This is a genomic window from Halodesulfovibrio sp. (assembly GCF_025210605.1).
Classification (GTDB): Bacteria; Desulfobacterota; Desulfovibrionia; order Desulfovibrionales; family Desulfovibrionaceae; genus Halodesulfovibrio.
On the sequence record NZ_JAOARI010000031.1, the window covers coordinates 121,479 to 140,968 of the forward strand.

The window sequence follows — 19,490 nt, forward strand, 5'->3', positions numbered from 1 at the left end:
CCGCCCCTGATATATGCTAGTTCATTACGAGATCGCCAAAGTAAGGAAGGTTCATTACGTTGAGGATATCGTGAGCATTTTTGAGCTGCTTGCTGCCAGCCCATGACAGATCCTGCCAGTGAAGTGGTACAAATACCGCTTCCGCATTGAGAATACGTTCAATTTCCTGAAGCTGTGCTTTACGCTTTTCTACGTTAGTTTCGGAGTTAGCGAGTTTAACAAGTTCATCAACTTTAGGGTTGCAGTATTCGTTAGCGTTGTAGTGACCAGCGCCTGTCTCTTTGTTCGGACATACAGCAAGGTACTCTGTAAAGTTAGCAGAGTCTTCTGTATCAGAATGCCAACCGATCATTTGGATATCAGCGGCACGAGCGTCGAACTGATCCCAGTACTGAGCTTTAGGCATAGTTTTGAGGTTAACTTTGATGCCGATGCGAGCCATCATGGAAACGAATGCCTGAGCAATCTGCTCATCTTTAACGTAACGGTTGTTAGGAGCAATCATAGTTGCTTCAAAACCATTAGGGTAGCCAGCTTCTTTCATGAGAGCTTTTGCTTTTTTAAGATCGTAGCGAGGCTGAAGGTCTTCCACATAGCTCTGGAATCCTTTAGGACCCTGTTGAGCAGCAGCAGTGCCACGGCCTTTAAGGATTTTTTTAACGATACCTACGTTGTTGGTAGCGTATACGATTGCCTGACGAACTTTTGTGTTTGCAAAGGCAGGGTTACTTTTCTGGTTCAACTGAAGCATGATGATACGTGTACCAGGCATGGTGATGAGGTCTACGTTTTCAGCAGCATCAAGACGGTCATAGTCCTGTGGAGGTACAGGCATGATGAAATCTACGTCGCCGGAAAGAATGGAAGCAACACGGGTAGCTTCGTTTTTAATAGGACGCATGTCGATTTCAGTGATGTTGCCATGCTCTGCCCAGTAATTAGGGTTAGCCTTAAAGACCATTTTTACACCCTGCTCACGTTCTGCAACGGTGAATGGGCCAGTACCGGAAGCATTGTCGTTTGCAAAAGAAGGTACTGATTTACCGATGAAATCTTTATCCTGACCATTTTCATCTTTGCCGGTGTAGAACTTGGAGTCCAGTGGGAAGATGTATGTAGCCATGTTGATAAGAAGCGGGTAAGGAACTTTAGTTTTGATGTCTACTGTGTAATCATCAACAACTACAGCAGGTTCAAACTTTTCAAAAAGTCCTCTGTAGTCGACGGATTTTTTGAGGCGGTCAAGAGTCCATGCAACGTCTTTTGCAGTAAAGTCGTTACCGGAGTGGAATTTTACACCTTTACGGAGGTAAAAACGCATTGTTTTATCATCAATGCGCTCCCACTTGGTAGCAAGGCGAGGGTCAAAGCCCATATCTTTATTCCAACGTACGAGTGGATCGAATACTAAATGCGAGTACTGAACCATGCCGCCGGAAAGCTGTACATGCGGGTCAAGTGATACTGGGTCAGCGTCCAAAGCTAAGCGCAGAGTCTTAGCGGAAGCAGGAATTGCTGCAAGTGCTAATACAGCAGCAAGAGCAAGTACTGTTAACAAACGTTTCATCCGAAACCTCCAAAACTAGAAATACTTCTAATGACAACCTAAAACAAATAGAGACCACAAAATTGTTTAAAATGACATTCCATGCGGAGTTGCACTGTAAACAATATATAAAGCTCGAAATAAAAACCTTTCAGACCTTTTTAAGTCAAGCTTTTTTGCGATAGATGAACCTATTGCCGTTGCAGCCCCGAAAGTACGGGGTAGTACCCCTTTGAAATACGAAAAAAAGTGCTACAACGGTTTGTTCTTATAAAACAGCAAGTAAGGATTGTTATAACGGTTGGGAATGGAATGTGGAAATGTTCCTATGTTTTTTATACCTGCAAGAACATTGCATTGAACGATGCTGAAATGTATTTTTCATGGCGTCGATTTCAATATTTTCCATTTACGTAAACTGCTATGAAAATCAGGATAATAAGAAAAAGATAATTACCTGCCGTGGGCATTTTAGTACAACAGATGTCGATAAATAACAACTTTTCTATACACTTTGCGCCATCACACTGTGATGAATGTAAATTATTTTTTGAGTGCTACTGCTATATTTGAGTGTCATACAGAAAAACAGCAATAAACTCAGTAAAAATGTCGAAAAAAGTGTCGCTGATGCTTCATCATAGGAAGCATAAACAAAATTTGCTGGTGGTTCTTTTTACGTAAAAGAACACGGAAAATCAGTACGATGAAAATGGTAGTTACTTAAAATGTGCCGGATAGTAAAAAACACTCATATCGTCGAAATTGGTGGTGCAAACTCGATAAAATGCGATTTTGTACAATTATGTAGAAAGCGCTTTGAGAGTACTGTTGGGCTGCCTAAGTGCCCGTGAGTCGAAAAAGATGGTACTATGTAAAATTTAGTGGTGGTATGCTATGTCTATCAGGTGGTTATGGTTGTGCGAACCCATAGATGGCGTGTTGCCTGCCTAATTAGGTGATTGTAACCCGCGCCGAAGCCTGCCTCTTGCGTGAAAGGTCGATCAACTGTATCAGACAGGCATAATACAATCTGAAATGCTCACATACTGTTTAGCGTGTTTGAGCAAGGAGAATATATATGCAATTTCCAGAACCAAGCATGGAAGGTCCGATTTCTGTTGAAACTGCACTGGCAAACCGTCGTAGTGTCCGTGAGTTTGCAGACGAGTCATTGACACCGGATTCTCTCGGGCAGCTTTTGTGGGCAACCTATGGTGTCAGCGAAGAAGGTCCATGGAATCGCCGCACTGTTCCATCTCCGGCAGCAATGTACCCTATGGAATTGTACGTTGTGGCGGGTGATGTAGAAGGACTTGAAGCTGGAGTGTATCGGTACGATGCTCTCGGACATTCTCTTGAAGAAGTAGAAGAAGGCGACCTGCGCGAAGAAGTGGCGGAAGTCTGTATTGAACAGGACTGGATGGCAAAAGCACCCGCTATCTTAGTTATTACGGCAGCCTTTGATCGTATTTCACAAAAATTTGGTGAGCGCGGTGTTGCCTACACCTTTTTCGAAGCTGGGCACATGGCGCAAAACTGCTATCTTCAAGCTGAGGCGCTGGGGCTTGGTGTGACTGAAGTTGGAGCATTCAAAGAAGAACACCTGATGGATCTTCTTGAATTACCGCCAGAGCATAACCCGATGCTCGTTCTGCCTGTGGGCTGGAAAAGCTTCGAATAGTATTGCAATTTTTGTGAGCACATTATCTCGCTGACTATACTCACAATATACTTTTTGTTTAGCCAAACTAGGCTGTTCTAGTTTGGCTGATTGATAGTTAAGGCAGCTCATATAATCAAAGCCCCCGCATCTGACATGTAATCAGGTGCGGGGGCTTTCTATTTATATAGGGCTAGCTTGCTAACTTGCGTCAGGCAGCTTTTTACCTACGAGGAAGAGCATTGCAACTACTGCTGCAAGACCTAACGGAAGGGTGATAATTGGTGAGAAACCAAGACCTGCCGGAAGGAATCCGAAGAGAACTGATACGCCGCCGACCGCAAGTGCATAGAAAAGCTGAGTGCGAACGTGGTCAATGTGGTCACATGCAGAACCCATGGAAGACAAGATGGTGGTATCAGAGATTGGTGAGCAGTGGTCACCAAAAATAGCACCAGTCAGAACCGCAGCGATGTTAAGAAGCAGGTACGCCTGATCTCCGTTGATAGCCCAAGCAAGTGGAATCGCCAGTGGCATGAGGATACCCATTGTGCCGTACGATGTTCCTGTTGCGAAGGAGATAACGGAACCGAGAACGAAGATAATAGACGGCAAAATAAATGGAGGAAGTGTATCGGACAATACGCTTACGAGCCAGATTGCAGTGCCGAGCTCTTTAATAATACCGGAAAGAGACCATGCCAGCAGGAGGATAACAGCGGTAATTGTCATAGACTTAATACCGAGAATCCAAGTGGTGATGGCTTCCTCAATGGTAAATACTTTTTTGCAAACGCCCATTACCATGGCAACGATACCGGCAAGTAAAGCTGCCTGAAACAGAACTACAGAAGCATCGGAAGCGCCGAAGCATTCGCGTACAGCAAAAAAGCTGAATGGAGCGGCATTAATTTTTGCAAGCATCTCAGCATTGTCGATAGCGCTAAGACCGTTGAAGTAGAAGCCGAGGAATGCAGCTACGATAAGTGTACCGATTGGAATAATGGCGTTCCAAATGGAAGGAACAACATGTGCACCCGGCTCAAGCTGTGTAGTTTCTTCAGAAGCCATAGGGTTGGCATTGTCAGCTAACACTTTACCGTGTTTACGGGCACGTTCTTCTGCCTTCAGCATTGGACCGAATTCACGCAGAAGCATAATTCCTGCGAGAACAAAGAACAGAATGAAAATATTGTAGAAGCGGTATGGGATTGTTTCAACAAACGCACCGTATGCATTCATCTGAATGCCAACCTGTTCAAAGCCGTCCTTAATAAGACCAACTTCATAGGCAACCCATGTAGAAATAAGTGCAATACCGGCGATTGGTGCTGCTGTAGCATCAATGATGAACGCAAGCTTTTCGCGGGAAACCTGCATGCGGTCAGTAACTGGACGCATGATAGGACCTACGGTCAGTGAGTTTGCGTAATCATCAAAGAAGATAATCAGACCCATGAGCCATGTGAAGAACTGGGCACTGCGTGGACCCTTAGCTTTTTTCGCAAGTGCTTCTGCTACTGCAAGAGTACCCCCCATCTTGGATACAACTGCAATCAGACCACCAATTGCGAGACACTGAAGTACAATACCTGCGTTCCATGAATCAGCGAGTGAGCCGAGAATTTCATGAGAAACGCGCTGGAATGAACCCAGTAAGCCGTGGTAAAAATCAAAGCCGGTGGTTTCCAGCATCATTGCACCGGAAAAAACACCGAGGAACAAGGACAACACAACGTTACGGCTGATAAATGCAAGAATGATTGCTACCAGCGGCGGAACCAGTGTCCAGAATCCAAAAATTTGTGAGTTTGCAGCGCCTTTGCTTGAGTCAGCAGCAAAAGCAGGGGCTGCAATACAAAGAATGCTTACTGCAGAAAGCAGTAAAAACAATTGTCTAAATTTCATAACATCTCTCTCCCGAAGATTGCTCTCTTTGCGTAGTACCTAAAAGAAATACTCTTGCTTTGCAAGCGTTGTCTGTGAAGTTTTTTCGAATATTTAAATAACAAATCAAAGTGTTACAGTTGTTTTGTGTTTCATGTCTGCAATAGAAGATTGTTCGACTGCTTTTTTGTGATATTACAGTGTTTGACGATTGACTTTCAAAAGGGCGCGCAGCATGGTCTGCCTATGTATGAGGATAAAGATATAGTAGCGGAATATGTGGATGCATTATGCAAGTCGGAACGGTTGGGAGATCAAGTTGTCTACCATAAAACGCTGCCGGAACTTGATGCATCCCATGCAGAAAATAAACGTCCGTGGTCGCAGGCAATTAAAGATATGCTCGCGATGCAGGGCATACGCCAGTTGTATGCGCACCAGACTCTTGCCACGGATTATATTCGGGCTGGCAAACACGTTGTTGTGGCAACCCCGACAGCAAGTGGTAAAAGCTTAGTATACAACCTTCCGGTGATTGAGCGTTTTCTACAAGACCCCGATGCACGGGGGCTTTACTTGTTTCCACTTAAAGCACTGGCGCAAGATCAGCTGAAAACGTTCCAATCTCTCACAGCGCATTGGGCTAAAGATGCACGTCCTGAAGCGGCGATTTACGATGGAGACACCACGCCGCATTTTCGTAAGAAAATACGCACAAAGCCCCCGACAGTACTCATGACAAACCCTGAGATGCTGCACCTTTCTATTTTACCACATCATGAGCAGTGGATTGAATTTTTGGCGTCGTTGCAATTTATTGTTGTGGACGAAGTTCATACCTACCGCGGTGTCATGGGTTCGCACATGGCGCAACTGTTTAGAAGACTGCTGAGGGTTTGCAAGCAATACGGCATTACTCCGACATTTATTTTTTGCTCTGCAACAGTCGGGAATCCTGCTGAGTTATGTGAAAACCTTACAGGTATTGCTCCAACGGTCATTACAGAAAGCGGTGCTCCGCAAGGTAAGCGCCATTTTGTTTTTATGGATCCGGAACAAAGTCCATCCTCCGCTGCCATTTCATTGCTGAAATCTGCGCTTATGCGGAACATGCGTACCATTGTGTATACACAGTCGCGTAAAATGACAGAGCTAATCAGCATGTGGGCGGGACAGCATTCAGGAGCTTTTAAAGATAAAATTTCGGCGTATCGTGCAGGTTTTCTGCCGGAAGAACGGCGTGAGATCGAACAAAAAATGTCCAGTGGCGAGCTGCTGGCTGTTATATCTACAAGTGCATTGGAGCTTGGGATAGATATTGGTGCGCTCGACCTCTGTATTCTTGTAGGCTACCCCGGCTCAATAATGTCTACAATGCAGCGTGGTGGAAGGGTTGGGCGTAAAAAGCAAGAGTCCGCAGTTGTTCTTGTTGCTGGTGAAGATGCGCTCGATCAATATTTCATGCGACATCCTAAAGAATTTTTCACTCGTCCGCCGGAGTCTGCTGTTCTTAACCCCCATAATCCTGTCATATTAAAACGTCATCTTGAATGTGCCGCAGCAGAGCTTACGTTACGTGCTTCCGAAGAGTGGCTTCAGGAGTCGGAAGTGACAACAGCTGTGCATGAACTGGAACAGTGTGGTCTTCTGTTACGCGACGCAGAAGGTTCGACCATCTTTGCTGCTAAAAAGCGTCCGCATCGGCATGTTGACCTGCGTGGCGCTGGCAATAATTTTCATATAGAATCAGAAGACGGTACAGTTATTGGCAGTGTTGATGGAGTAAAAGCGTTTAAAGAGACGCATCCCGGTGCTGTGTATCTGCATAAAGGGCAGACTTGGTCTATTACTGAACTGGATTTTGGAACCCGTACAGCCAAAGCCAAAAAAGGACGGGTTAACTATTACACACGCACTCGTTGTAATAAGAGTACAGAAATTTTGGAAGTGTTCGACCAGACGCATGTTTGGGGAACCCGTTTATGTTTCGGAAAGCTTCGTGTTACAGAAATCATAAGCGGGTATGAAAAACGAAATGTTCAAGGTGGTAAATTACTCGGGATAACTCCGTTAGAACTTCCACCGCTTGTTTTTGAAACAGAAGGTATCTGGTTTGAAGTGCCGCTTGGTGTCCAGCGTAAGGTTGAAGACGAATTTCTTCATTTTATGGGGGGGATTCATGCGCTCGAACATGCCATGATCGGAATCTTGCCGATTCTGGTGCTGACAGACCGCAATGATCTTGGCGGCATTTCTACTCCCATGCATGCACAAGTAGGGAAGCCTGCTGTTTTTGTATACGACGGCATGGAGGGGGGAGCTGGTTTAACACGGCATGCTTTCACCATGGCAGAAAATATATTTGAACAGACTCTCGCAACGGTTCGTGACTGCGGCTGTGAGCTTGGGTGTCCAAGTTGTGTGCATTCTCCTAAGTGTGGGTCAGGCAATCGACCTATCGATAAGCTTGGCAGTATTTTTCTTCTTAAAGAAATGGCAAAGGGAGAATTTGCACCGCCTGCCGACGAAGTTTTTACGGTGGAGCCTCTTCCGCAGACTTTTGCAAAGCCGTCATGCACAGCATCAACGGTATGCAGTGTTGACTCGAGTAGAACTATGAAACCTGCATCACCAGCGTCATCTCTGAAAGAGGTTCAAGCACTACCGGAAGCAACGGATACTCCAGCCCGCTACGCAGTGCTCGATATCGAAACTCAACGCTCCGCTCAGGAGGTCGGTGGTTGGCATCGAGCAGATCTTATGCGGGTTTCGGTGGCTGTTCTTTATGATTCGCAGGAAGACACATTCATCCATTATATGGAAGAAGATATGCCTGACTTGCTTGAGCATCTGAAAGATTTTGATTGCATAATCGGATTCAATATTATCCGCTTTGATTACAAAGTGCTTTCTGCCTACGCAGAGTATAATCTTAAGTCGTTACCAACGCTCGACCTGCTGGATGAAATTCGCAAGCGGTTAAACTATCGTGTCTCGCTCGATAACATCGGTTCTGCAACACTCAATGCCCCAAAATCTGCTGATGGGCTGCAAGCACTTGCGTGGTGGAAAGAAGGAAAAGTAGACGAGATTGCCAAATACTGTGAAGCAGATGTGCGTATTACCCGCGATATCTATAGATACGGCAAAGAGCACGGCTACTTGCTTTTCACCAATAAAGCGAAGCAAAAAGTGCGTGTGCCTATCGCGTGGTAGTTTTTTTATCCCATCAATACAGAATGTTATTTAGGTTCCCACTCTCGGAGATTACATCCCAAGAGTGGGAATGTATTGATGCGAAAATGCAGTACGAACTTTAGTCGTTCAGCAAGGAATGCGGGTCATCAATCACAGATTTTCCCACAGGAGCAAGGCAGATTACCGCAAGTTTGAGATGTTGGAACCCAAACGGGATACCAATGATGGTAATGAAGTTTGCAAGGGCAAACAGAAGGTGCCCAATGGCAAGCCAGAACCCGCCGAAGATGAACCAAATAATATTGCCGAGTAATCCAAGGCATCCTGTGCCGATATCAGGCATCCCAGTTACTTCTTCTCTATTCACCACTTGTTTACCAAATGGCCATAAGGTGAACATGGCAATAACAAAGCATGATCTCGCCCACGGAATACCGACAATTGAGATAATCATGATGATTCCGGCGATAAACCACCCTAATGCCATTTCAAGCCCACCTAGGACGAGCCAGAGAATATTCATTATAATTTTAAGCATATTACTTCTCGATTGGTTATAACGCCACGCTGACTTGCCAGTGTCTTTTATAAGAGTGTCAGCTTGTGTGTATGAAATTTGAACTTTTTATAATAAATATGAATTCCTATAAAAAGCAAGTTTCTTCGATTTACTATAATTTTTGCCTTTGTATTCCAACAATTCCAAAAAAAGTGCAGTATGTCGCCACCACTTTAGCAGTGAGTTTAACGTTGTTTTTTACTGCGCGTTAGTTGTAGCGCGAAGGAGTCCGACAATGGATATTCTTGATCTTATTAAAAGCAGAGATCCGAACGAACGTGAATTTCATCAAGCGGTTACTGAAGTTGTAGAGTCTATCAAGCCTGTCCTTGATCGCAATCCTCACTACCGCAGTGCAAACATTTTAGAGCGTATTGTTGAGCCGGAACGGGTTATTACATTTCGTGTTCCATGGGTTGATGACGATAATAATGTTCGTATCAACCGTGGTTTTCGCATTGAAATGAACAGCGCTATCGGTCCTTATAAAGGCGGATTGCGTTTTCACCCGTCTGTAAACTTGGGTATTTTGAAATTCCTTGCGTTTGAGCAGGTATTTAAAAATGCACTGACCAGTTTGCCGATGGGTGGTGGTAAAGGTGGCTCTGACTTTGACCCTAAAGGGAAAAGTAACATGGAGATCATGCGCTTTTGCCAAAGCTTTATGACTGAGCTTTCTCGTCATATTGGACCTAACACCGATGTTCCTGCGGGGGATATTGGTGTAGGTGCGCGCGAAATTGGTTTCCTGTTTGGACAATACAAACGCTTGCGTAACGAGTTCACAGGTGTATTAACAGGTAAAGGTCTGGATTGGGGCGGCAGCCTTATTCGTCCAGAGGCAACAGGCTACGGTGCGGTATATTTTGCCGCAGAAATGCTTGCTGTTGATGGTCGTTCTTTAAAAGATACATGCAGTCTCGTTTCCGGTTCCGGTAACGTTGCGCAGTTTGCAATGGAGAAACTTATTGAACTGGGCAGTGTTCCTGTAACGTTCTCTGATTCTTCCGGTTATATCTATGATGAGAAAGGCGTAGATCGTGAAAAGCTCCAATTTATTAAAGAGCTTAAAAATGTGCGCTTTGGTCGCGTAAGCGAGTATGCCGAAGAGTATCCGGAAGCTGTATACACTCCTGTTGATCCTGCACTTGATTACAACCCGCTCTGGAACCATAAAGCAGATTGTGCATTCCCTTGTGCTACTCAAAACGAAATTAACTCAAAAGACGCTGCTAATATTGTAGCCAACGGAGTTTCTGTCGTTTCTGAAGGTGCAAATATGCCGACTGTTCCAGAAGGCATTGAGCATTTTGTTGAAGAAAAAATTATGTACGGACCGGGTAAAGCAGCAAATGCTGGCGGCGTTTCTGTTTCTGGTCTTGAAATGACACAAAACTCCATGCGGTTGAGCTGGAACCGTGATGAAGTGGATGAACGGTTGCGTATGATTATGAAGAACATTCATAAGCGCTGCCTCGATACCGCTGAATACTACGGAACTCCACGTAACTACGTAAATGGTGCGAATATCGCCGGATTTACAAAGGTTGCAGATGCGATGATCGATCAAGGCGTCGTGTAGTCGTATATTGTCATAACTGGCAAAAATGCCCGTAGAACGAGGTGTGCAGAAATGCATACCTCGTTTTTTATTGTCGAAGACTAAGTCAGATGACCATAGGTATTCATTATTCAGTCAAGCGGTGCATTCATAAAAAGATGTCATCCATTGCTCTAACGCCTCACGAATGTTATGGATTGAAGAAGGTAACTTTTTTTCAGGGGTAGTGGCATATTTTTACAGTGTAGCGCATTGATTTTTGCTCGAAGTTCGTATGGAGCTGCCGCTAGCTCAATCCCTTGATTCTCAACAGAAAATACCAAATCCATCCACCCATAAACGAGCGGGGCACTATGGCACTTTCTGATTTCTGTCACCGGATTACGGCTGAAAATAAATTTACAGTGTACCACGATCTTATGCGTGAAAAAGTGAAGCATATCCTTCTCGTTTCTTCACCGTATGACGCTTGGGTTATGGAAGAAGACTGTAATCTTTCTGAACGCCTCGCCACTGAATACCGTGGATTGAATTTAAGCTCACCACCACGCCTCACATGGATTTCCACACCGGAAGAAATTCCTGCTGCGCTGGAAAAACGCCCTGCTGAAATGGTTATTCTTATGTCAGGGCTTGCAGAGCCGGAACTTATCAATTTGAAGCAACGCATTGATGCGTTTGTTCCTGATCTGCCTGTTGTTGTTTTAACGCACAGGGAAGTAAAAGAAAGCAGCAGGTTGAAGCGTAAAGACTTAGATCATTGTTTCTTATGGTCGGGCGATGCAGAGTTGTTGCTGGCGATTGTTAAGTTGACCGAAGACAAAATGAACCTCGCCCATGACACCCTTGAGGCAGGAATCCGCAATATTATTCTTGTAGAAGATTCCCCGAGTTATATTTCATCGTTTTTGCCGATTTTATATCGGGCACTGGTGCAACAGGCTCAATCCGTTATTCAAGAGGGACTTAATCAGGAGCACCGTTTGCTTGTAATGCGTGCACGCCCCAAAATATTGGTGGCAGAAACGTATGAAGAGGCTATGGAATACTTCCGCGCGTACGAGCAATACGTGCTCGGGGTAATCTCTGATGTGCGATACCCCCGAAACGGCATGGTAGACCCCGCAGCAGGTGTCACCCTGCTTTCGCAAATAAAAAATGAGCGGAAAGATATTCCATTATTGCTTGCGAGCAGCGAGTCTGTGAACAAGTGGTATGCACAAGAAATCCCATGTGAATTTATCGATAAGAATTCACCGCTATTGCTGGCTGAATTACATACGTTCGTCAGTGAACATCTGGGGTTCGGAGATTTTATATTTCGCAATAAAGACGGAATGGAAATAGACCGTGCCCACACCATGTTTCAACTAAAGCAGAAACTCAATGAAGTTCCGGATGATATTTTCCTTGAGCATTGCTTGAATAATGATTTTTCTCGCTGGTTCTTTGCGCGTACCGAAACAGAACTTGCTTGCGTTATGCGTCCTCTCACACCAGAAGATTTCGAAAACAGTATAGAAGCGATGCGTGAATTTGTTATTGAACAGATTCATAACAGACTTCAGCAACGGCAGCGGGGGATTGTTGTGTCATTTAAAGAAAATGATTTCGACCCTCAAACTGATTTTCTCAAGATCGGGGAAGGCTCTATTGGCGGTAAAGCGCGCAGTCTGGCGTTTATGTTCCGCTTAATCGGACAAAATACGTGGCTGAAGAAAAAATATCCTAAAATTAATATTATCCCACCGAAAGTGCTCAGCATTGCCACAGAAGGGTTTGACAGCTTCTTACGACTTAATGATTTGGGCTACCTTGCAGATGAAGACTTCAAAGACGAGGAAGTTGTTGACATCTGCTTGAAGGCAAAACTGCCTGACTGGCTTCAGCATAAGCTGCGTATCTTTCTTGAAAAGGTACATACGCCTCTTGCTGTACGTTCATCCAGTTTATTGGAAGACGCACAATATCAAGCCTATGCAGGGTTATATTCAACGGTGATGTTGACCAATACACATCCCGATATTGAGGTTCGGTATGCGGAGTTAGCTACGGCTGTAAAAAAAGTGTATGCATCTACTTTTTTCCAGTCTCCGAAGTCGTTTTCCCGAAGGGTGAAACTGCGCACCGATGAAGAAAAAATGGGAGTTATTATTCAAGAAGTTATCGGTAGACGCTTCGATGACTATTTTTATCCTGCAATCTCTGGTGTGGCACAGTCGAAGAACTTTTACCCATTCGGTAGAATGAAAACTGATGACGGCATAGCCTCTATTGCAATGGGGCTGGGGAAGACTGTTATGGATGGCGGGCAAGCCTTCAGATTTTGCCCTAAATGTCCGTATGTGCAACCGCAGGCAGCAAACCTTCAGGAAACGCTTAAGAACTCACAGAGTACCTTTTACAGTCTTTATATGGGCGACCCTGAGCTTGCTCCTAAGGCTAAAGAGCAAGAGGGCGCTCTTGTGCAGCGAAGAATTTACAATGCAGAGCCTGACGGTCCTATCTCGTACCTAGCAAGCAGTTACCTCCCGCAGGAGGGGATTATTCGGGATACTGCATCCATTCCGGGAAGTTCGAAAGTATTACTGTTTGCTCAAGTTATTAAGCATGGGCTGTTTCCGCTTCCTGAATTACTCAACGACGTGCTCACCATGGCAGAGGAAGCCATGGGTGGTCCTGTTGAGCTGGAATTTTGTGTAAATATGGATATGGACGGCTCCAATGCAGAGTTTGCGCTGTTGCAGCTGCGTCCGATGAGTTCGCTTTCCGGTTCTTCTGTTGTCACGATTACGGAACAGGAGCGGGCAGCAGCGTTCTGTGCATCAAAGCATGCCTTAGGGAATGCAGAAAGTAATGATGTGTATGAGGTGCTGTTCATCCATCCTGATGATTTTGACATCGCACGGACTATGGATATCAAACAGGAGATTTTAGAGCTCAACCGCACAATGCTTCAGGAAAACCGTAAATACATTCTGATAGGTCCCGGACGCTGGGGAACATCTGACCGTTGGCTTGGTGTGCCTGTTATTTGGAGCGATATATCGGGTGTGTCAGCTATTGTGGAGACATTTACTGAAAACTTGCGGGTTGAGCCGTCGCAAGGCTCGCATTTTTTTCATTGCATAACAACGTTAGGCATTAATTACGTGATGGTTACCAATTCCAGTGAAGAATTTATTCATTGGGAATGGCTCAAAACTGTGCCCGTGTATGCAAAAGGAGAATTTGTAACACATCTTCGTTTTGAATCTCCGATTACACTCAAGGTAGATGGTCGTTCCGCAGATTGCGTTATGTTACGCCCAGAAGGCTATGCGCCTGATGTACCGATTATCTAGAAGGAACAGCCCTTGCGGGTAGATTCAGGACGATTGACGGCACTCTTGCTTTTTGAAAGAGTGCCTGATTCATGACAGAATTATTTTCGCCAGAGTTGGGGTATCCTGCCCTTTTCTTTCTCAGCTTTCTTGCTGCTACAGTTCTTCCGCTTGGTTCTGAGTGGTTACTTGTTGCTATGGTAGCCGGTTCGTATGAACCTGCGTCTACAGTGCTTGTCGCAACTGCCGGAAATACGCTAGGAGCGTGCTCGACATATGCTATCGGGATATGGGGCGGTGCGTATCTTATCAAACGTATCTTGCGGATTGATGAAAATTCACAAAAAAAAGCAGAACGCTTTTACTCGAAGTGGGGACAATGGTCGTTGCTGTTTGCATGGCTGCCTGTTGTCGGTGACCCGCTGTGCCTTGTTGGTGGCATTGCCCGCGTTCGCTTTTCCTTTTTTTTGCTGCTGGTCGTTATTGGAAAGTTCTTTCGCTATGCGTTACTTGCATGGGGCACACTACAGGCAGTGTAATGTCGCATTGCTCCATCCCTCTTTGCTTTATTATTCTTTTTGCCAACACCTTATAAAATCGCTTTAGTTAGCTACTATCAACTGTGCATGCGCATGTCCTATGGTAGAATGACTTCCTGAAACAGGATAGTTCAACTAACCATTTTTGTGGGAATATATTTCTACGCCGGAGGAAGGTATGCGGACAATAAAGCACATACTCGTAGCTGTTGATCTTATGGAAGACAGTTCTTTTGTGGCAGTGTATGCAAAGCTTTTTGCAGAAAAATTTGGTGCCAGAATAACACTGGTGTACGCCACTCCCCCTTTAAGCCAGTACTTTGGCTTGTACTTACCGCAGGATACCATTGCCAAGTTTCATGAAGACACTGAAACCAGTGCTACACGGGAACTTGATGAATTCGCTAAAAAATATTTCCCAGATATGGATGTTGTGCAGCGATTGGCAAATGGATTGCCACAGGATGTGATTCTCGGGGTCGCCAAAGAAGGGCATACTGATCTCATCATTATGGGTACACACACCCGTAAAGGCATGGATCGCATTATGTTTGGTTCCGTAGCCAACAGCGTTGTAAAGCAGGCAGATATTCCTGTTCTTACTGTCAGACCGGACTAGTACGGCTCCCTCTTTCTTAACAATCGTTTTGTCGGCATGTGTAGTTGCCTGAATGTAAAAAGTTTTGCTTTTTACTGTTTTCTGGTTGCATAAAAGAATTTTTTAGTATTAATTACTATTAAAGCCTTTAGAAAGTGGTATCCACAGAGTTAGATACGACGCTTTCTAAACATGCAACGTGCTGACATTGAACTACCCCTGATTGCAAACATTTTGGGAGGTCATTATGCGTACTCTTAACAATATTCTTGTTCCTGTTGATGTTATGGAACCAAGCGGATTTTTTATTGAATATGCAAAAATGATGGCGGAGAAATTTGGATCAAAGATTACACTGCTGTATGCAAGACCGCCTCTAGACCGCTTTTATGATGTGTACCTTACTGATGACGTTGTAGCTAAACTGAAATCAGACGCTAAGGAACGTGCGCTCGTAGAACTCAATGAAATTGCCGAGCGTCAACTTCAAGGCATTGATGTCTCCATTAAAATTCGCCGTGGTCAGCCACAGGATATGATTCTCGAAATGACCGAAAAAGGTGACTATGACATGGTCATAATGGGAACACATTGCCGCCGTGGAGTAGAGCGCGTGTTATTCGGCTCTGTTGCCAGCAGGGTTGTGCGGCATTCAACATTGCCTGTTCTGACAATTCATCCTGACGAATGCAAACGCTAGTATCTCTTCTAGAGAAAGCTGCATTTTTTACTGATACAAATGGTAAACACCATAGAAACGCACATGAGTGATGGTGGCGTATGGTGAAATGCACATATTTTGTTTCTGTACTATGAATATATCACTGTACAGTATTGCAAAGCACTATTCATTATGTAGTAACTACATAGTCCGTCTGGCATCTTAACCATAGATGGAGTATTCCATTGTATCCACTTCACGTACAAAAGGGAAAGTCTCTGCCTGTGTCAGCATACTGGCAGGGACTTTTCTATTGCTTCTTGCTCAATTGATTCTTTTTACCTATTAGTATTATACGATAAAAATATTTATCGTATGAGTAGAAGCACTCTATTCTGTGCGATACATTTCGCGCGTGAGTAATGGATGCATCAGTACTTTGCAGCTACACTGTCGCTACTATGCAACATGGCATAGCGGTTTCGATTCTGGCTAGTATTGGAATCTGGTAATGTAACCCTTTCCATAAAAGCCTGACTCACTGCTATACCATTCATTGGGCATAATTTTTACAAAACCTACAAAAATAAACGTATCATGTTTTTTTTGTTATCTAATTTTATAATTAAATGGTAAATTGGAGGAGCAATTAATTCTTTTTATTCACAGAAAATGATTTTGTAGTTGCAAAAAACTCTTTTTTAGTATTGATTACCATTACTGAGTGAGTGGCAGGATAATCGTGTGTGTCCTGCTAAAAATATTCAACAATTTTTGCGAAACCTTGGCGTCCGCTGCCTGCTCGACAGGGCGCAAGCCGAAGGGGGTTAATGTATGGACGTAGTAATGCTGTCCAGAATTCAGTTTGCAGTAACTGTTTTCTTCCACTTTATTTTCGTACCATTAACGCTTGGACTTTCTGTACTGCTCGCCATCATGGAAACTATGTATGTGCGTACTGGTAATGAAATGTACAAGCGCATGGTTAAATTCTGGGGTAAACTTTTTATCATCAACTTCACCCTCGGTGTTGTTACTGGTATTACTCTCGAATTTCAGTTCGGCACTAACTGGTCACGCTACTCAGAGTACGTAGGTGACATTTTCGGCTCCTTGCTTGCTATTGAAGCAAGTACCTCCTTCTTCCTTGAATCCACCTTTATTGCTGTGTGGTACTTTGGTTGGAAGAAAGTATCCAAAAAAGTTCATTTGATGTGTATCTGGCTAGTTGCACTAGCTTCCAACATGTCTGCGTTCTGGATTATCATGGCGAACGCGTTCATGCAGAATCCACTCGGCTACAAAATGGTTGATGGAAAACCGCAGCTTAACGACTTCTTCGCAGTTATTACAAACCCGTATGGAATCGGTGAATTTTTCCATACCGTTTCCTCATCATGGATGGTTGGCGGTATCTTCGTACTCGGCATTTCTGCTTGGCACATAGTACGTAAGAATGAAATGGAATTGTTCAAAAGCTCATTCAAAATTGCTTCTGTATTCTTCTTGATTTTCTCTCTTACTACAGCAGCAGCCGGTCACCATCAGGGACAGATCGCCGCAAAATACCAGCCTGCAAAACTTGCTGCTATGGAATCCCACTGGGAAACTGGTACAAACGTACCTATGTACCTTCTTACATGGCCTAACGCTGAGAACACAGGAAATGCTATTCAAGCCCTGCCTATTCCGGGTGCTCTGTCTATTCTCGCATACAACAATCCAAATGCAGAAGTTATAGGATTGAATGATATCCCAGAAGAAGATCGACCGCCTGTAATGCCTACATTCATAAGCTTCCGCCTGATGGTAGGACTTGGCTCTTTCTTCCCGCTTCTTGGTATCGCTTTGTTTGTATGGCGCAAGAAAATTGAAGAAAAAACATTCGTGCTTAAGGTTCTTCCTTGGCTTATCCCGCTTCCGTACATCGCAATTATGCTTGGATGGACAGTAACAGAAGTAGGGCGTCAGCCTTGGATTGTATATAACCTTCTCCGAACTTCAGATGCGGCTTCGCCGATTGAAGCCTCCATGGTTGTCTGGTCTATTGTTGCCTTTACTGTGATTTACACTTTCCTTGGTCTGCTGGATATCTACCTGCTAAGGAAGTACGCAATGAAAGGCCCTAAATAGATCGGCAGGACAAATCCTAAGCAATCAATAGAGAGGTTTTTATATGACTCTTGAACTCATTTGGTTTTTATTGTGGGGAGTCCTCTGGAGTGTCTACTTTGTGTTAGACGGCTTCGATCTCGGGCTCGGTACTATCTTCCCGTTTTTTGCAAAGAATGAGCGCGAAAAGCGCGTTCTCTACAATACAGTAGCACCTTTCTGGGATGGCAACGAAGTATGGCTGATTGCAGCTGGCGGTATTACCTTTGCGGCATTCCCGAAAGCATACGCAATCATGTTCAGTGCATTGTACGCACCGCTTCTCATTATTCTGTTTGCACTCATCATGCGTGCGGCAAGCTTTGAATTCCGCAACAAAGTGGATTCTGACGGCTGGCGCAGAATGTGGGATGTATTCCAGTTCCTTGGTAACTTTATTCCAGCACTGCTTTTCGGTGTGGCATTTGCTAATATCTTTCAGGGAATCCCGTTTGATGCAGACGGCGTATACTACGGCAGCATCATCAAGTTGCTCAACGTCTATGGCATCATAGGTGGCGTGTTCTTTGTAATTAACTTTGCAATGCACGGTGCAATGTGGTTGTCTATGAAATCCGAAGGTGAGATTCATGACCGCGCTATTCTGTATGCAAAAAGACTCTGGCCAGTTACCGTAATTCTGGCAGTTGCTTTCCTCGCAGCTACCGGCATTTACACAGACTTGTTTGCTAATTACCAGAAGAACGGCGTATTGCTTGCAGTTCCTGCAATTGGTGTAACTGCTCTGCTCATGGTTAGAATCTTCCTCGCAGGCGGACGCAATCATCTTGCTTGGATCAGCAACGCTATCTCTATCTTCTTTGTCATCATGTTTGGTGTGATAGGCATGTTCCCAAAACTTTTGCCTTCCAACCTTGATCCGGCAGCATCAGTTACTGTGTACAACGGTGCTTCCAGTACTCTCACTCTGCAAATTATGCTTGGTGTGGTAGTGGTAATTATCCCGATTGTACTTCTCTACCAGCTGTGGGCTGTAAAGCTCATGCTGCACGTCGTAGACGACGAAGTGCTCGATTCTGACGAGTCCTACTAAAACGAAAGCTGCTCCTCATATGAGGGGCAGCTTTTTTATTGAAATTTATGACAAGTCGTATCACGTAAGCCGAGATGTATCAGAAAAAATGTGCTTATCTCGCAGGTAAAAGTCTTTGGAGATTTTTAAAAACTTTTCTTTGAGAAAGGTTTTGAAAGCTTGCGGCAGCGCCTTCGGAGACAGCAGCCTTGGCTGTCTGCAAAGACTGACAAAATGAGATCTTATTCCAGAAATATGGTCACAGCCTGTGAGGTTACGACTTTGACTTTTTTTCACCATCGTACATGGCGACATATTTTTTATAGCAGCGTGTGACTGGTGAATCTGGATCAAGAATGTGTTCCAAGTTGCCTAAATCTTTTGGACGAGGTGGGATTTTAGGGCGTGCCTGTTCAAACGTTGGCATAGTCATATTGTCCAAAGACTCTCGTCCCTGCATCAATTCAACCTGCACGGTATCAAACATATCTTTGCCAAGAAAAGCATTCACACGCTCAAGTATCTCATAGGTCTGGGCAGAAAGTTCATACTGCGCCATATTGTCTTCAGCGCCGATAATTATCGTACGATTTTTATGACCAAGCGGACGCCCAAGCTCTGCAAGCTCTTCTCCCATCACCATATCCCAGTTCTGCCAGAGTGGCACAAGCGGCATATTCCGGTCTCCGCCTTTTTCGTACAATAGCTTCGTCAGCATCTTACTTGCGCGATGTTCCATATTTCCTCACAGCATCATCGTTACGTTTACCA

Annotated in this window: 13 protein-coding genes; 9 read left to right on the forward strand and 4 right to left on the reverse strand. The window is 44.5% G+C overall.

Annotated elements, in window-relative coordinates; all coding sequences use genetic code 11:
- Positions 1-16: 16 nt before the first annotated feature.
- Positions 17-1,567 (reverse strand): ABC transporter substrate-binding protein, encoded by a 1,551-nt coding sequence (locus N4A56_RS12050; protein ID WP_295547603.1) that lies wholly within the window; start codon positions 1,565-1,567, stop codon positions 17-19.
- Between the two features lie 1,060 nt (positions 1,568-2,627).
- On the opposite strand from N4A56_RS12050, the gene N4A56_RS12055 reads away from it, so the two are divergent.
- Positions 2,628-3,230 (forward strand): SagB/ThcOx family dehydrogenase, encoded by a 603-nt coding sequence (locus tag N4A56_RS12055; protein WP_293671017.1) that lies wholly within the window; start codon positions 2,628-2,630, stop codon positions 3,228-3,230.
- Between the two features lie 180 nt (positions 3,231-3,410).
- Here N4A56_RS12055 and N4A56_RS12060 read toward each other — a convergent pair whose 3' ends face one another.
- Positions 3,411-5,117 (reverse strand): Na+/H+ antiporter NhaC family protein, encoded by a 1,707-nt coding sequence (locus tag N4A56_RS12060; RefSeq protein WP_295547605.1) that lies wholly within the window; start codon positions 5,115-5,117, stop codon positions 3,411-3,413.
- A gap of 225 nt (positions 5,118-5,342) precedes the next feature.
- Here N4A56_RS12060 and N4A56_RS12065 point away from each other — a divergent pair, with 225 nt between their 5' ends.
- A complete protein-coding gene (locus tag N4A56_RS12065) occupies positions 5,343-8,312 on the forward strand; it encodes a DEAD/DEAH box helicase (RefSeq protein WP_295547608.1) in 2,970 nt (989 codons plus the stop codon).
- A 100-nt stretch (positions 8,313-8,412) separates the two neighbouring features.
- On the opposite strand, the gene N4A56_RS12070 is transcribed toward N4A56_RS12065, so the two are convergent.
- The gene (locus tag N4A56_RS12070) at positions 8,413-8,832 is read right to left on the reverse strand and encodes a YccF domain-containing protein (protein WP_293671014.1); all 420 of its coding nucleotides are present in this window, start codon (positions 8,830-8,832) and stop codon (positions 8,413-8,415) included.
- A 256-nt stretch (positions 8,833-9,088) separates the two neighbouring features.
- Here N4A56_RS12070 and gdhA point away from each other — a divergent pair, with 256 nt between their 5' ends.
- The 7 genes from gdhA to cydB all read left to right on the forward strand — a co-directional run bounded on the left by gdhA (position 9,089) and on the right by cydB (position 18,740).
- Positions 9,089-10,435: an NADP-specific glutamate dehydrogenase gene (gene gdhA / locus N4A56_RS12075; RefSeq protein ID WP_293671013.1), complete on the forward strand. Its 1,347-nt coding sequence runs from the start codon at positions 9,089-9,091 to the stop codon at positions 10,433-10,435.
- Positions 10,436-10,767: 332 nt separating this feature from the next.
- Complete coding sequence (locus N4A56_RS12080; protein ID WP_295547610.1) at positions 10,768-13,758, forward strand: PEP/pyruvate-binding domain-containing protein; 2,991 nt, start codon at positions 10,768-10,770, stop codon at positions 13,756-13,758.
- Between the two features lie 71 nt (positions 13,759-13,829).
- Complete coding sequence (locus tag N4A56_RS12085; RefSeq protein ID WP_295547612.1) at positions 13,830-14,276, forward strand: YqaA family protein; 447 nt, start codon at positions 13,830-13,832, stop codon at positions 14,274-14,276.
- 178 nt (positions 14,277-14,454) lie between these two features.
- Positions 14,455-14,895, forward strand: coding sequence for a universal stress protein (locus tag N4A56_RS12090; RefSeq protein WP_293671010.1), 441 nt, complete (start codon positions 14,455-14,457; stop codon positions 14,893-14,895).
- A 226-nt stretch (positions 14,896-15,121) separates the two neighbouring features.
- On the forward strand, positions 15,122-15,574 hold the full coding sequence (locus N4A56_RS12095; RefSeq protein ID WP_295547614.1) for a universal stress protein: 453 nt from the start codon (positions 15,122-15,124) through the stop codon (positions 15,572-15,574).
- A gap of 795 nt (positions 15,575-16,369) precedes the next feature.
- Positions 16,370-17,668, forward strand: a complete 1,299-nt coding sequence (locus N4A56_RS12100; RefSeq protein WP_293671008.1) for a cytochrome ubiquinol oxidase subunit I — start codon at positions 16,370-16,372, stop codon at positions 17,666-17,668.
- A gap of 43 nt (positions 17,669-17,711) precedes the next feature.
- On the forward strand, positions 17,712-18,740 hold the full coding sequence (gene cydB / locus N4A56_RS12105; RefSeq protein WP_295547617.1) for a cytochrome d ubiquinol oxidase subunit II: 1,029 nt from the start codon (positions 17,712-17,714) through the stop codon (positions 18,738-18,740).
- Between the two features lie 253 nt (positions 18,741-18,993).
- Here cydB and N4A56_RS12110 read toward each other — a convergent pair whose 3' ends face one another.
- Complete coding sequence (locus N4A56_RS12110) at positions 18,994-19,458, reverse strand: DUF721 domain-containing protein (RefSeq protein ID WP_295547620.1); 465 nt, start codon at positions 19,456-19,458, stop codon at positions 18,994-18,996.
- Between the last annotated feature and the right edge of the window lie 32 nt (positions 19,459-19,490).